Here is a 14,137-nt window from a genome sequence, read left to right on the forward strand (position 1 = left end):
CCGCACCGTTGGCGCCGGCTCGATCACGAAGATCACCGAGTAGCAGATGGCGAAGGCAGAGAACCGACCCACGCTGCAACTCGCGTGCACGGAGTGCAAGGAGCGCACGTACACGACGCGTAAGAACAAGCGCAATGATCCGAATCGTCTTGAGCTGATGAAGTACTGCCCGCGATGTCGCGTGCAGCGCATGCATCGCGAGACGAAGTAGGTCAGGAGCAAGGAGAGCATCAGTAGGGGCGTAGCTCAATTGGTAGAGTCCCGGTCTCCAAAACCGGTTGTTGTCGGTTCGAGTCCGGCCGCCCCTGCCAGCCTCTCGGCTACGGCCGCAGAGGGAGTGAAGTGAAGCGAAGGAGCAAACGAGCGTGAAGCGAATCCGAAAGTTCTTCTCGGAGGCGATCTCGGAACTGCGCAAGGTGGCATGGCCAACGAGCGCACAGGTCCGCGTGCTGACCCTGCTCGTCTTCGTCGCCTCGCTGGTCGTTGGCTTCTACATCGCCTTCTGGGACCTGCTCTTTACCGAAATCCTCAAGCTGATCAACCCCGCCTGAGTATCTGGACTACGAGGAGAAACCTGTGACTGATGCACTGAGCCCCGAGACCGGAAGCGCCGCCGCTGAGAAGCCGGCGCCAACAGCGAAGCGACACTGGTACGCCATCCACACCTACTCAGGATTTGAGAACAAGGTGAAGGCGAACCTCGAACACCGCATTGAGTCGATGGATATGTCGGACCGCATCTTCCAGGTCGTTGTGCCGATGGAAGACGAGATCGTCATTCGCAGCGGCGTGCGTACGACCGTGCAGAAGAAGATCTACCCGGGCTACGTGCTCGTCGACATGATCATGGAGCCGGAGAGCTGGTACGTCGTGCGCAACACGCCGGGCGTCACGAGCTTTGTCGGCGGCTCCGCCATCCCTGGCATGAAGGCCGACCCAGTGCCGCTCACCGAGACCGAGGTGAAGCAGATCCTGCGACAGCTCGGCGTCGGCCAGGCGCCAACGGTCAAGGTCGCCTTTGTCAAGGGCCAGTCGGTCCGGGTGAACGACGGCCCATTCTCAGACTTCGTTGGCACGGTCGAAGATATCGACCCAGAGCGAAGCAAGGTCAAGGTGTTGGTCTCGATCTTCGGGCGCGAGACGCCTGTGGAACTCGACCTGCTCCAAGTGTCGAAGCTGTAATCCGAGAGTAGAGAGGAGCGCACCATGGCACAGAAGATTCGCGCAACCGTCACGCTGCAGCTCCCCGCGGGCGGGGCAACTCCAGCGCCACCTGTCGGTACGGCCCTCGGGCCTCACGGCATCAACATCGTCGAGTTCACGAAGTCGTATAACGAGAAGACCGCCGACCGCAAGGGCGAGGTTATTCCTGCCGTTATCACGATCTTCGAGGATCGCTCGTTCACCTTCGTACTTAAGACGCCACCGGCTGCGGACATGATTCGCAAGGCGGCGGGCATTGAGAAGGGCGCTGGTGATCACAAGGCGGGCAACGTTGGCAAGATCACGCGCGCACAGGTGCAAGAGATTGCAACCAAGAAGATGGCTGACTTGAACGCTCCAACGATTGAGGCAGCCTGCAAGATGATCGAGGGATCAGCAAAGTCCATGGGAGTAGAGGTCGTCGCCTGACGATCGCCGCAACCCCGCGGTGAAGGGGGAGGCCGCCAAGCGGCCGACAAGGAGGAAGCAAAATGGCAAAGCACGGTAAGCGTTACATCGAAGCGGCAAAGTTGGTCGATCCAGAGAAGCAGTACGAGCCAACCGAGGCCGCTGCCCTGGTGAAGAAAACCGCGACCGCGAAGTTCGACCAGACGATCGAGGTACACATTCGCCTCGGTGTCGACCCACGGCAGTCCGATGAGATGGTGCGTGGCACCATCGGCCTCCCACACGGCACCGGAAAGCGCGTACGTATCGCCGTCTTCGCCCAGGGCGAGAAGGCGAACGAGGCGACGAAGGCCGGCGCAGATGAGGTCGGCGCCGCCGATCTGATCGCTAAGGTTGACGGCGGCTGGAGCGACTTCGACGTTGCCATTGCAACGCCAGACATGATGGGTCAGGTCGGTAAGCTCGGTAAGGTGCTTGGCCGCAAGGGCCTGATGCCGAACCCGAAGGCCGGCACGATCACCAACGACCTCGAGCGCACCATCGCCGAGTTGAAGTCGGGCCGCGTGGAGTTCAAGGTCGACAAGGCCGCGATCATCCACCTCGGCTTCGCCAAGGCGAGCTTCAGCGAAGCGCAGATCGTCGGAAACCTGGCGACCCTGCTCGACGCGGTGAACCGCTCAAAGCCAACAGGGCTGAAGGGCACCTTCATCAAGGGCGTCAGCATCTCAGCCTCCATGGGGCCTGGTGTTGCCGTTGACGTGCCAGCACTACTGGCGGTCGCGGGGTAGACTCCCCATCCGCGTCGGCCCGGTTGGCCGGCAGACAATAGTAGCGCCCGAGTGGAGACGCTCGGGAGACGAAATACGACGATTCGCCGAAGAGGGCCTGTGACCCCCGCCGCGAGGCAGGGGACTTAAGCCACTCAGAGGTCAACCGCAAGGTCGACCAACGAGTGGGCATGCTGAGGCAGAGGGTTTCTCGCGGAACGCGCGACCCCCTGTGACGCGAAGAGTTGCAGGGGTGCCAGCTGCATCCGCCGAGACGCACCGGCCCGTGCGTCCAGAGAAGGAGGAACCGTGCCAACGCAGAAGAAGCGCAGCACGATCGATTCGCTCGCAAACGAGCTGTCGAAGAGCCGTGGGCTCATCCTTACCTCGTACCGAGGACTTACGGTGTCGGATTTCGCCGCCGTCCGTAACACGCTTCGGCCGCTGGGGATCACGTACCGGGTGGTGAAGAACCGCCTGATGCGTGTCGCCGCAAGCGAGGCGGGGAACGCCACCCTTCCGTCACAACTCCTCGGGCCGACGGCGATTGCCTTCGGTACCGGAGACGAGGCGGTTTTGGCTAAGTCGGTGCTGGCGGCCCTAAAGGCCTACCCAGCCGCCGAGGTCAGGGGGGCCATCCTGGGGACGTCGATTCTCGACCTCGCCCAGTTGACGGCGCTCTCGAAGCTCCCAAGCCGCGAAGTGCTCTTGGCCACGGTGGCTGGAGCCTTCCAGGCACCGGTCCAGAAGCTCGCCTTCCTCTTCAACGCTCCGCTGCAGAAGCTGGGCTACGCCCTCGGTGGGCTGAAGACGAAGCGCGAGTCCGAAGGGGCCTAACCGCCGGTAGTCCGGTCCATTTTGTAACAATACAGCCCATCTGGGCTGAAGAAGGAGAGAACCATGTCGAAGCTCACTACCGATCAGATGCTCGAGGCCGTCAGCGAGATGACCGTCCTAGAGCTTTCCGAGTTCGTGAAGGCGTTCGAGGAGAAGTTCGGCGTTAGCGCCGCCGCTCCAGTCGCCGTCGCCGCCGCTCCAGTCGCCGGTGGCGCCGCAGCAGGTGGTGAGGCCGCTGGCAGCGACTCTGTCTCGGCCATCCTTTCAGAGGTCGGCGCAAACAAGATTCAGGTCATCAAGGTGGTGCGTGAGCTCACCGGTCTCGGGCTCAAGGAGGCGAAGGACCTGGTGGACGCCGCTCCGAAGGCCGTCAAGGAGGGGATCTCCCAGGCCGACGCCGAGAAGATCGCCGCCGCGCTCGCCGAGGTTGGCGCCAAGGTCGAGATCAAGTAACAATCTGGCGAATACCCCCCGCCCCAGCTTGGGACGGGGGGAGCGCCACCCCCTCCCTGGAGGAGCTCCAGGATGCCCCGCTTGCCAGGTTTGGCTGTGGGGTCTAGTATCTCCTTTCGCCCTTGGGCGACCACTTAACAGCGTCAATATCGCCGAGCGTCCAGGATCGACGAAGGAGCCGCCGCATGGTAACTCGTACCGCAGCTAGTGCCAACGCCATCGGCGGCCGCAAGTTCTATTCGCGCATCCCTGAAATTCTCGAAATTCCAAACCTCATTGACCTACAGACTAACTCATTCGCCGCATTTGTCGGCCCTGAGTGGATCCCTGGCGCGACACCGCTGCCAAAGGGCACAAAGACCTTCCTCGCTGAACTCCTTGAAGAGATCAGCCCAATCCGTGACTTCACCGGCAAGCGCCTGGAGCTGAACTTCCTCGACTATGAGTTCAAGGACGTGAAGGTCACCGAAGATGACGCCCGCGCAAAGGACCTCACGTACGCCCGCCCACTGATGGTGAATGCGGAGTTGAAGGTTCTTGAGACTGGTGAGATCCGTCGTCAACAGATCTACATGGGCGACTTCCCATGGATGACCACACAGGGCACGTTCATCATCAACGGCGCGGAGCGCGTTGTTGTTTCGCAGCTCGTGCGCTCGCCTGGTGTCTTCTACACCGACACAGTTGATGCTGTTTCGGGTCGCGGCCTCTGGTCGGCGAAGGTCATTCCAAATCGCGGCGCATGGCTCGAGTTCGAGACGAGCGGCAAGGATCAGCTCTACGTCAAGGTTGATCGCAAGCGCAAGATTGCCGCCACGTCGTTGCTTCGCGCCGTTGGCTACGAGACCAATGATGAGATCGCCGGACTCTTCTCACGACTCACCAGCAATCCTGAGCATCCGTATCTTGCAAACACGCTCGAGAAGGATGGCACCGCAACGCGCAGCGAGGCGCTCGTTGAGGTGTACAAGCGACTGCGACCTGGCGATCCACCAACGGGCGACAACGCACGATCGCTCGTTGAGAACCTCTTCTTCAATGGGCGACGTTATGACTTGGGTCGGGTCGGTCGCTACAAGTTCACCCAGCGCCTCAGCGAGACGGCAGAGCGCATGGGCATCGAGCTTCCAGGTCCAGAGGTGCGCACGCTCACCCGCGAAGACCTCGCCGCAATTGTTGGTCACCTGATCCTCGCAAACGAGGGTGGTGCACATCGTGACGTGACAGACCACCTTGGCAACCGCCGCGTGCGCGCTAATGGCGAGTTGATCATGAACGCCTTCCGCGTCGGCCTCCTGCGCATGGAGCGCGTCATCAAGGAGCGGATGACGATTCAGGAAGACGATAAGGCAACGCCAAGTGCGCTAGTCAACGTGCGCCCAGTTGTGGCCGCAATGAAGGAGTTCTTCGGCGGCTCGCAGCTGAGCCAGTTCATGGATCAGACCAACCCACTCGCCGAACTCACCAGCAAGCGACGCCTCTCGGCCCTCGGACCAGGCGGACTCTCGCGAGAGCGCGCCGGCTTCGACGTTCGCGACGTCCACCACAGCCACTACGGCCGCATCTGCCCAATTGAGACGCCAGAAGGCCCGAACATCGGCCTGATCGGCTCGCTCGCAACCTTCGGCCGCGTCAACGAGCTCGGCTTCATTGAGTCGCCATACCGCCGCGTCAAGGAGGGTCGCGTCACGACCGACGTGATCTATCTCGCCGCCGACGAAGAGGAGCGCTACGCGATCGCCCAGGCGAACGCCGAGCTCGATAGCAACTCGCACCTTGTAGGCGAGCGCATCTACTGCCGTAAGGGCGATGGATTCGAGCTCGTTGAGCCAACGCGCGTTGACTTCATGGACGTATCGCCAAAGCAGGTGGTCTCCGTGGCCACCGCGCTCATTCCGTTCCTTGAGCATGACGACGCAAACCGCGCCCTGATGGGTTCGAACATGATGCGCCAGGCGGTTCCGCTCCTACAGCCTCACGCTCCAGTTGTTGGCACCGGTGTTGAGGGTCGGGCCGCGCGCGACTCCGGCCAGGTGGTCATTGCGCGCCGCCCAGGTGTTGTCACATCCGTTGCCGCCGACCTGATCGTGGTTGAGCCAGACGATGCGGCAAATAAGAAGGATTTCGATCACTACCCACTCCTGAAGTTCGTGCGATCAAACCAGGGGACCTGCTTGAACCACCGCCCAGCGGTTGAGGTTGGCGATCGTGTGAAGCCGGGTCAGGTGATCGCCGACTCCATGTCGACCGAAGGGGGCGAGCTTGCCCTCGGCCAGAACATCGTCGTCGCCTACATGTCGTGGGAGGGGGCGAATTACGAAGATGCCATCATCATCAGCGAGCGACTCGTGCGCGAGGACGTCTTTACCTCAATCCACATTGAGAAGCACGAGATCGAGGCACGCGACACTAAGCTCGGGCCAGAAGAGATCACGCGCGACATCGCCAACGTTCCTGAGGAGCTCCTCGCGAGTCTCGACGAACGCGGCATCATCAGCGTGGGCGCCGATGTGCGCCCTGGCGACATCCTGGTCGGCAAGATCACGCCGAAGGGTGAGACTGAGGTCACCGCTGAAGAGCGACTCCTCCGCGCGATCTTCGGCGAGAAGGCGCGCGAGGTGAAGGACTCCTCGCTGCGACTCCCACACGGCGAGCGCGGCACCGTTGTCGAAGTGCGCGAGTTCAACCGTCAAGAGGTTGACCTCGCCCCAGGCGTGAACCAGCTGGTGCGCGTCTCCATTGCTCAGAAGCGCAAGATCTCGGTCGGCGACAAGATGGCTGGCCGACACGGCAACAAGGGCGTCGTTTCGCGCATCCTGCCGGTCGAAGACATGCCCTACCTGCCAGACGGCACCCCAGTCGACATCATTCTCAACCCGCTCGGCGTGCCGAGCCGCATGAACATCGGCCAGCTCCTCGAGACGCACCTAGGCTGGGCTCTTGCGAAGCAGAACCTGAAGGGGGCGACGCCAGTCTTTGACGGCGCCACCGAAGAGAACATCATCGCGGAGCTAGAGGCTGCAGGCCTGCCATCTGACGGCAAGATCACTTTGCGTGACGGCAAGAGTGGCAAGGAATTTGATCGCCCGATCACGGTCGGGATCACTTACATGCTGAAGCTGCACCACCTTGTTGAAGACAAGATCCATGCGCGCTCGACCGGTCCATACAGCCTGATTACGCAGCAGCCACTCGGCGGCAAAGCCCAGTTCGGCGGCCAGCGTTTCGGCGAGATGGAGGTCTGGGCTCTCTATGCCTATGGCGCCGCAAACATTCTGCAGGAGATTCTCACGGTGAAGTCCGACGACGTTGTCGGCCGCGTGCAGGCATACGAGGCGATCGTCAAGGGCGAGCGCATTCAGGCGCCAGGTGTGCCTGAGTCGTTCAAGGTGCTCGTAAAGGAGTTCCAGAGCCTTGGCATCAGTGTCGACATCTTGAATAAAGACGATGGGACCATTGATCTGCTCGAGGATCCGGCTGGCTACGCCACGCCGAACCTCGGGATCAACCTCTCTGGCTTCGAAGACAATTGAGCGCGGCGTAGGGGCGAGGAGAGACCATGGTTGAAGTAAATAATTTCGATTCGATTCGCGTAGCGCTGGCGAGCCCTGAGCAGATCCGCGGCTGGTCGAAGGGCGAGGTCACGAAGCCTGAGACGATCAATTACCGCACGCTGAAGCCAGAGAAGGACGGCCTCTTCGACGAGCGCATCTTCGGGCCAACGCGCGACTGGGAGTGCTACTGCGGAAAGTACAAGCGCATTCGCTATAAGGGCATCATCTGCGACAAGTGCGGCGTTGAAGTCACACGCAGCAAGGTGCGCCGTGAGCGGATGGGCCATATTCAATTGGCGAGCCCGGTGTCGCACATCTGGTACTTCAAGGGGACCCCGAGCCGCTTGGCCACCCTCCTGGAGATCTCACCGCGCAACCTTGAGAAAGTTCTCTACTTCGCGCAGTACATCGTCACAAGCGTTGACGAAGAGGCACGCAAGGAGGCCCTGAAGGGTCTCGACGACGAGCTCGCTGGACGTGGCGGTGGCGCAACGGCCGAAGAGGAGAGCGAGATCAATGCACGACTGAAGCGCCAGCTCACCGAGCTCGAGCGTGAAGTTCGCGCTCGGCTTGAGCAGGTTGAATCGGACCGCGCGGAGCGCGCCCAGGCGATGGGCGAGGCGGCACAGGTCACCGAGCGCGCGATCAACGATCTCGGCGAAGAGAAGGCCGACGGCGCCATCGTCTTTGATACCACCGCAGAAATAATCGTCGCCGACGGCGCACTCGGCGGCAAAGAGGGGAAGGCGCGACTTCGCGCCGTGCTGACCCAGGCTTCCATCGACGACGAGCAGAACTTCACCGCACTCAAGGAGTCGATCGCCAAGGAGGGGGAGCAGAAGAAGGCCGACCTGAAGGCGCTCGCCGAGGGCGAAGTCGGCGCACTGCGCGCCAACGCTAAGACTTCTGCACAAAGCCGCAAGGAAGAGATTGCCAAGGAGAAGAAGGCGCTGCTCAGCTTGAAGGCATTCCAGCTGCTTCCAGAAATCGGCCGTGAAGACGAGCTCGACAGCTTCCGTACCCTCGACGCCAAGTTTGGCAGTGAGCGGCCACGTGGCGCGCGCATCTTCCGCGCCGGCATGGGTGCCGAGGCGGTCCGCGAACTTATCGAGCGCATGGACCTTGACGCCGAATCCAAGGAGCTCGCCGTTGAAGTGCGCAACACCGCCGGCATGCGCCGCAAGAAGGCGATCAAGCGACTCCGCCTCCTTGAAGCCTTCCGTCGCTCCGGTGCACGACCAGAGTGGATGATCATGTCGGTCCTTCCGGTGATCCCACCAGATCTGCGTCCAATGGTGCAGCTTGACGGTGGTCGCTTCGCCACCTCCGACCTGAACGACCTCTATCGTCGAGTCATTAACCGCAACAACCGCCTCAAGCGCCTGATCGAACTCGGTGCGCCTGAGATCATCGTGCGCAACGAGAAGCGCATGCTCCAGGAGGCGGTCGACGCCCTCATCGACAACGGCCGACGTGGGCGCGCCATCTCTGGCACCGGCAATCACCGACTCAAGTCGCTCAGCGACATGCTCAAGGGGAAGCAGGGGCGATTCCGCCAGAACCTTCTCGGCAAGCGCGTCGACTATTCGGGCCGCTCCGTCATCGTGGTTGGCCCGGAGCTGAAACTGCACCAGTGCGGTATCCCAAAGAAGATGGCGCTCGAACTCTTCAAGCCATTCGTCATGCGCCAACTTGTTGAGTTGGGCCACGCGCATAACATCAAGAGCGCCAAGCGCCTCACCGAGCGCGCTACCGACGTGGTGTGGGAGGTGCTCGCCGACGTGATCAAGGACCACCCGGTGCTGCTCAATCGTGCGCCAACCCTGCACCGACTCGGCATCCAGGCATTTATGCCGGTGCTCGTCGAGGGTTCCGCAATCCGGATCCACCCGCTCGTCTGCACGGCGTTCAACGCCGACTTCGACGGCGACCAGATGGCGGTCCACGTGCCGCTCTCCGAGGCGGCGCAGCAAGAGGCACGCGAGCTGATGCTCTCATCGAACAACCTCTTGTCGCCAGCCGACGGCACACCAATCGTTTCGCCGACCCAGGACATCGTGCTCGGCTGTTTCTACCTGACACAGGAGACAGCCTTGGCCGACGGCGCCAAGCGACGCCGCTTCTCCGACGAGACCGAAGCGCTCCTCGCCTATGACCTCGGCCAGATCGCGATCCATGCACCAATCGACGTGGTTGCCAAGGTGTGGGACGAGAAGAGCGAGGGGCTCGTTGACCAGCACATCGAGACCACCATTGGTCGCGTGAAGTTCAACGAGATCTTGCCAGACCGACTTCGTTTCGAGAACCGCTCACTGGCTCGCGCCGATCTTCGCGAGTTGATCAGCCGCTCGTTCCAGCTGCTCGGCAAGGTCGAGACCGCACTCCTCGCCGACGGCATCAAGCGGGTTGGATTTGAGGCGGCAACCCGCGGCGGAATGACGATCTCTGTCTTCGACATCGCCATGGCGCAGGGGAAGAAGGCAATCATCGCCGAGGCCGACAAGGATGTCGCCAAGGTTGGTGACCAGTACACCCAGGGCCTCATCACCGACGAGGAGCGCTACAAGAACGTGATCCGCGTCTGGCAGAAGGCCACCGGCGATATCGGCACCGCCATGATGGAGGAGCTGAACACGAAGAAGGGCGGCCGCGATCCGCAGTTCCACCCACTCCTCATGATGACGAACTCAGGTGCCCGTGGAAACAAGGGCAACATCGGTCAGCTCGGCGCAATGCGCGGGCTCATGGCCGACCCATCGGGCCGCATCATCGACGTCCCTGTGAAGTCAAACTTCCGCGAGGGAATGACGGTGCTCGAGTACTTCATCTCCACACATGGTGCGCGTAAGGGTCTTGCCGATACGGCGCTCCGAACCGCAGACTCCGGCTACCTCACGCGCCGTCTCGTTGACGTGGCGCAGGACGTCATCGTGCGCATCGAGGATTGCGGAACTGCAGAGGCGACGCACATCACGCTCGCCGACACGGCCGACGTCACAGGCACCGAATGGCCAATCGCCGCTGACCATCCCGACATGAAGGATCTGCGAGCCGCATTCGCGCGCCGACTCCTCGGCCGCATTGCGGCGGAAGAGATCAAGTTGGATGCGAGCCACTCCATCATGCGCGGCGAAGAGATCAATGAGGCATATTCGGCGGGCATCGCCGCTGCCACGAAGGTTGAGGTTGTTGACGTACGCTCGCCACTCTCCTGTGTCGCCCCTGCTGGCGTCTGTCAAGCCTGCTACGGCCGCAACCTTGCCACGGGCAAGCTCATTGAGATGGGCGAGTCGGTCGGCATCATGGCGGCGCAGTCGATCGGCGAGCCGGGCACACAGCTCACCATGCGCACGTTCCACACCGGCGGCGTCGCCGGGCTCGACATCACTGCCGGTCTGCCGCGCGTCGAAGAGCTCTTTGAGGCACGCAAGCCGAAGGGTAAGGCCGAGATCAGCCGCATCGATGGCGTTGTCGAAGTGATCCGCAGCGATGCGGGCACCATCGTGGAAGTCACTCACAGCGAGAAGTACGAGATTGAACTCGATTTGCCAATTGATGCAGTGCTAACCGTACGCGAGGGTGATCTTGTCGAGGCTGGCCAGCTCATCGGTACCTCGGCAACGACGGGTGACCTCACCGCTCCGGTGAAGGGTCTCCTCGTGAAGTCAACGGACGGCCTCGTGATTCGCGCCGAAGACGTTGTCCCGGCATCGAAGTACCCAATCCCTCACAACGCAAAGCTCTTGGTGAAGAGTGGCCACCGCGTCCGCGCGGGCGACCCGCTCACCGATGGCCCGCTCGACCCTCAGGAGCTCCTCGAGGTTCGCGGTCGAGCCGAGGTGCAGAACTACCTCGTCAAGGAGGTCCAGAAGGTCTACCGAAGCCAGGGTGTAACAATCTCCGACAAGCACATCGAGATCATCGTCCGCCAGCTCCTGCGCAAGGTGCGGGTCGACAACCCAGGCGACACGCATATGCTCCCAACCGAGCTCGCCGACCGTCTCGCCTTCGAGCGTGAGAACGCCCGAGTCCTCGCCGAGGGCGGGGAGCCGGCAACCGCGGCTCCGCAGCTCTTGGGTGTAACAAAAGCCTCCCTGAACACGGAGAGCTTCCTCGCGGCAGCCTCCTTCCAGGAGACGACCCGCGTGCTCACCGAGGCGGCGATCACCGGTGCCCGCGATTACCTCGTGGGGCTCAAGGAGAACGTCATCATCGGCAAGCTCATCCCAGCCGGTACGGGTGCCCCAGACAAGGTTGCCGCCCGCAAGGAGGCCGAGAAGCTTCGTGCTGCGGCCGCCCTGGCCGGTGGCGACCTGCCAACCGACTTCGGCAAGGACGACTTCAACGTCTTCCTCGAGTCCGAAGAGGGTGGAGCGAGCCAGGACGACGTCTCGCAGCTGGTGGCCCTCCTCACCGAGGAGAAGCCGGCAGCGGAGGGCGAAACCGAGGCAAACCCCTTCTTGGCGGACGCCGCCGAGGCCCCAAAGGGCGACGAGGGGGGAGCCTAACGGCGGATCTCAGCCGTCCCGCAAGGGGGTGCTTTGACACCTTTCGTGCTTGACTGCTACGCTCCGCGACCGTGCACAAAGGGCAATCCCGCCCTGACATCACGCCAGTAGTGGAATCGAATAGAGAAGGAGCGCGCGTAAAACGTGCCTACGATTAGTCAGCTCGTTCGAAAGGGTCGCAAGCCGAAGGTCTCGAAGATCAAGGCTTCAGCGTTCCGCAAGAACTGGAACGGCATTAAGCAGCGTCAGGAGTCCGCAGAGGGCGCCCCGATGAAGCGTGGTGTCTGCTTGATCGTGCGCACCATGACCCCGAAGAAGCCGAACTCCGCTCTTCGTAAGATCGCCCGCGTGAAGCTCACCAACCAGATGGAAGTCACCGCCTACATCCCAGGCATTGGCCACAACCTCCAGGAGCACAGCGTTGTGCTCGTTCGTGGCGGCCGCGTGAAGGACCTTCCTTCGGTCAAGTACCACATCGTTCGCGGCGCACTCGATGCCGCCGGCGTGAAGGATCGCAAGCAGAGCCGTTCTAAGTATGGCGCGAAGGCTGAACAAGCCGTCGCCAAGAAGAAGTAAGCGATGCCACGTCGTACAACGGTCCCACGCAAGCTTAAGTACGAAGTTGTTCCACTGAACAAAACCGTTGACCGCTTTGTGGTCAAGGTGATGTTGAGCGGCAAGCGCGGACTCGCAGAGCGCATCCTTCGCGAAGCGCTTGCACGTGTCGAGTCACAGGCGAACCGCCCAGGCCTTGAGGTGCTCGACCTCGCCCTGCGTAACGCAACACCACTGATCGAAGTGAAGCCGCGCCGCGTCGGTGGCGCCACCTACCAGGTCCCCGTTGAGATTCGCGGCGAGCGCCGCTTGAGCCTCGGTGTGCGCTGGCTGGTGCAGGCTGCACGCAAGCGCAACGGGAAGAGCATGTCTGACAAGCTCGCCGCTGAGTTCCTCGATGCATCGAACAACCTCGGCGCCGCAGTGAAGCGACGCGAAGAGACCCACAAGATGGCGGAGGCGAACAAGGCCTTCAGCCACTTCCGGTTCTAGGGGCGAGAGATGGCACGAGCAACGTCGCTCCTTCAAACGCGAAACATCGGCATCATTGCGCACATTGACGCCGGTAAGACCACGGTCACTGAGCGGATTCTCTTCTACACCAAGAAGATCCATAAGATCGGCGAGGTCCACGAGGGCGCCGCAACGATGGACTGGATGGAGCAGGAGCAGGAGCGCGGCATCACCATTACCGCCGCCGCTACGACCTGCGCCTGGAAGGATCACGTCATCAACATCATCGATACGCCCGGGCACGTGGACTTCACCGTTGAGGTGGAGCGTTCGCTCCGCGTACTCGACGGCGCAGTCGTCATCTTCGACGGCGTTGCCGGCGTAGAGCCACAGTCCGAAACCGTCTGGCGCCAGGCTGACCGCCACGCCGTCCCGCGCTTCTGCTTCATCAACAAGCTTGACCGAACCGGCGCCGACTTCTGGCGCTGCTTTGACATGATCAAGGACCGCCTCGGCGCCAACGCCGTCCCACTTCAGCTCCCAATCGGCCTCGAAGATAAGTTCGAAGGCGTCATTGACCTGATCGCCATGGAAGAGATCGTCTACCTCGACGACAAGGGCGAGCAGAGCGAGCGCCGACCGATCCGCGCCGAGCTCAAGGCTGAGGCCGACAAGTGGCACGCCTTCCTGCTCGACCAGGCGGCCGGCCAGACCGACGCGCTCACCGAGATCTACCTTGAGACGGGCACCCTGAACGCAGAGCAGGTCCGCGAAGGGATCCGCGTCGGCACCCTCGGCTACAAGATTGTTCCGGTCTTGACCGGCTCAGCCCTGAAGAACAAGGGCGTCCAGCCGATGCTCGACGCCGTTGTGGATTACCTCCCAAGCCCACTCGACGTACCTGGGATTCAGGGGACGGACCCGCGCAACGTTGAGAACAAGATGTCACGCCCAGTCGAGGACGAGGCACCGTTCGCAGCGCTCGCCTTCAAGATCGCTGCAGACCCGTTCGTTGGGAAGCTCGGCTTCTTCCGGGTCTACTCTGGCGTGCTCAAGGCCGGTTCGTACGTGCTCAACCCATCAAAGGGGAAGAAGGAGCGCATCGGCCGCCTGATCCGCATGCATGCCAACCACCGCGAAGAGATTGATGAGGTTCGAACCGGCGACATCGCCGCAGCCGTTGGCCTCAAGGACACCTTCACGGGCGATACCCTCTGCGATCCAGAGCACCCAATCGTGCTTGAGTCGATGACCTTCCCAGATCCAGTAATCGAGCTGAGCGTTGAGCCGAAGACAAAGGCCGACCAGGAGAAGATGGGCGTCGCCCTGCAGCGTCTCGCCGAGGAGGATCCAACCTTCCGCGTGCACACCGACCAGGAGTCGGGCCAGACCCGCATCG

Annotated in this window: 12 protein-coding genes and 1 tRNA gene; all 13 read left to right on the forward strand. The window is 62.0% G+C overall.

Going from position 1 to position 14,137, the window contains the following annotated elements; genetic code table 11:
• Positions 1 to 46 precede the first annotated feature (46 nt).
• Positions 47 to 211, forward strand: a complete 165-nt coding sequence (rpmG, locus tag AC3LCN_RS05225) for a 50S ribosomal protein L33 (protein ID WP_445844801.1) — start codon at positions 47 to 49, stop codon at positions 209 to 211.
• 24 nt (positions 212 to 235) lie between these two features.
• A tRNA-Trp gene (locus AC3LCN_RS05230) sits at positions 236 to 311 on the forward strand.
• Between the two features lie 54 nt (positions 312 to 365).
• Complete coding sequence (gene secE / locus AC3LCN_RS05235) at positions 366 to 551, forward strand: preprotein translocase subunit SecE (protein ID WP_488649020.1); 186 nt, start codon at positions 366 to 368, stop codon at positions 549 to 551.
• Between the two features lie 37 nt (positions 552 to 588).
• On the forward strand, positions 589 to 1,182 hold the full coding sequence (nusG, locus tag AC3LCN_RS05240; protein WP_445844802.1) for a transcription termination/antitermination protein NusG: 594 nt from the start codon (positions 589 to 591) through the stop codon (positions 1,180 to 1,182).
• 24 nt (positions 1,183 to 1,206) lie between these two features.
• Positions 1,207 to 1,632 carry a 50S ribosomal protein L11 gene (rplK, locus tag AC3LCN_RS05245; RefSeq protein ID WP_488649021.1) on the forward strand — a complete coding sequence of 142 codons (426 nt, stop codon included), beginning with the start codon at positions 1,207 to 1,209 and terminating at the stop codon, positions 1,630 to 1,632.
• 62 nt (positions 1,633 to 1,694) lie between these two features.
• Positions 1,695 to 2,399 carry a 50S ribosomal protein L1 gene (rplA, locus tag AC3LCN_RS05250; RefSeq protein WP_488649022.1) on the forward strand — a complete coding sequence of 235 codons (705 nt, stop codon included), beginning with the start codon at positions 1,695 to 1,697 and terminating at the stop codon, positions 2,397 to 2,399.
• 288 nt (positions 2,400 to 2,687) lie between these two features.
• Entirely contained in the window at positions 2,688 to 3,215 is a 528-nt protein-coding gene (gene rplJ / locus AC3LCN_RS05255) for a 50S ribosomal protein L10 (RefSeq protein WP_488649023.1), read from the forward strand.
• A gap of 63 nt (positions 3,216 to 3,278) precedes the next feature.
• Positions 3,279 to 3,668, forward strand: a complete 390-nt coding sequence (rplL, locus tag AC3LCN_RS05260; protein ID WP_488649024.1) for a 50S ribosomal protein L7/L12 — start codon at positions 3,279 to 3,281, stop codon at positions 3,666 to 3,668.
• A gap of 185 nt (positions 3,669 to 3,853) precedes the next feature.
• Positions 3,854 to 7,201, forward strand: coding sequence for a DNA-directed RNA polymerase subunit beta (rpoB, locus tag AC3LCN_RS05265; RefSeq protein ID WP_488649025.1), 3,348 nt, complete (start codon positions 3,854 to 3,856; stop codon positions 7,199 to 7,201).
• Between the two features lie 26 nt (positions 7,202 to 7,227).
• Positions 7,228 to 11,730 (forward strand): DNA-directed RNA polymerase subunit beta', encoded by a 4,503-nt coding sequence (rpoC, locus tag AC3LCN_RS05270; RefSeq protein ID WP_488649026.1) that lies wholly within the window; start codon positions 7,228 to 7,230, stop codon positions 11,728 to 11,730.
• Between the two features lie 144 nt (positions 11,731 to 11,874).
• Entirely contained in the window at positions 11,875 to 12,306 is a 432-nt protein-coding gene (gene rpsL / locus AC3LCN_RS05275) for a 30S ribosomal protein S12 (protein WP_488649027.1), read from the forward strand.
• Between the two features lie 3 nt (positions 12,307 to 12,309).
• A complete protein-coding gene (rpsG, locus tag AC3LCN_RS05280; protein WP_445844837.1) occupies positions 12,310 to 12,777 on the forward strand; it encodes a 30S ribosomal protein S7 in 468 nt (155 codons plus the stop codon).
• A gap of 9 nt (positions 12,778 to 12,786) precedes the next feature.
• Positions 12,787 to 14,137 (forward strand): elongation factor G (fusA, locus tag AC3LCN_RS05285; RefSeq protein WP_488649028.1); only part of this gene is annotated, 1,351 nt, incomplete at its 3' end.

The sequence above is a fragment of the Candidatus Limnocylindrus sp. genome, from assembly GCF_040397215.1.
Taxonomy (GTDB): domain Bacteria; phylum Chloroflexota; class Limnocylindria; order Limnocylindrales; family Limnocylindraceae; genus Limnocylindrus.

Bases quoted from the DNA above. Each gene is read 5' to 3' on its own strand.
- rpoC (WP_488649026.1), top strand. From the start codon at position 7,228: ATGGTTGAAGTAAATAATTTCGATTCGATTCGCGTAGCGCTGGCGAGC.
- rplK (WP_488649021.1), top strand. From the start codon at position 1,207: ATGGCACAGAAGATTCGCGCAACCGTCACGCTGCAGCTCCCCGCGGGC.
- rplA (WP_488649022.1), top strand. From the start codon at position 1,695: ATGGCAAAGCACGGTAAGCGTTACATCGAAGCGGCAAAGTTGGTCGAT.
- rpoB (WP_488649025.1), top strand. From the start codon at position 3,854: ATGGTAACTCGTACCGCAGCTAGTGCCAACGCCATCGGCGGCCGCAAG.
- rpmG (WP_445844801.1), top strand. From the start codon at position 47: ATGGCGAAGGCAGAGAACCGACCCACGCTGCAACTCGCGTGCACGGAG.
- rpsG (WP_445844837.1), top strand. From the start codon at position 12,310: ATGCCACGTCGTACAACGGTCCCACGCAAGCTTAAGTACGAAGTTGTT.
- rplL (WP_488649024.1), top strand. From the start codon at position 3,279: ATGTCGAAGCTCACTACCGATCAGATGCTCGAGGCCGTCAGCGAGATG.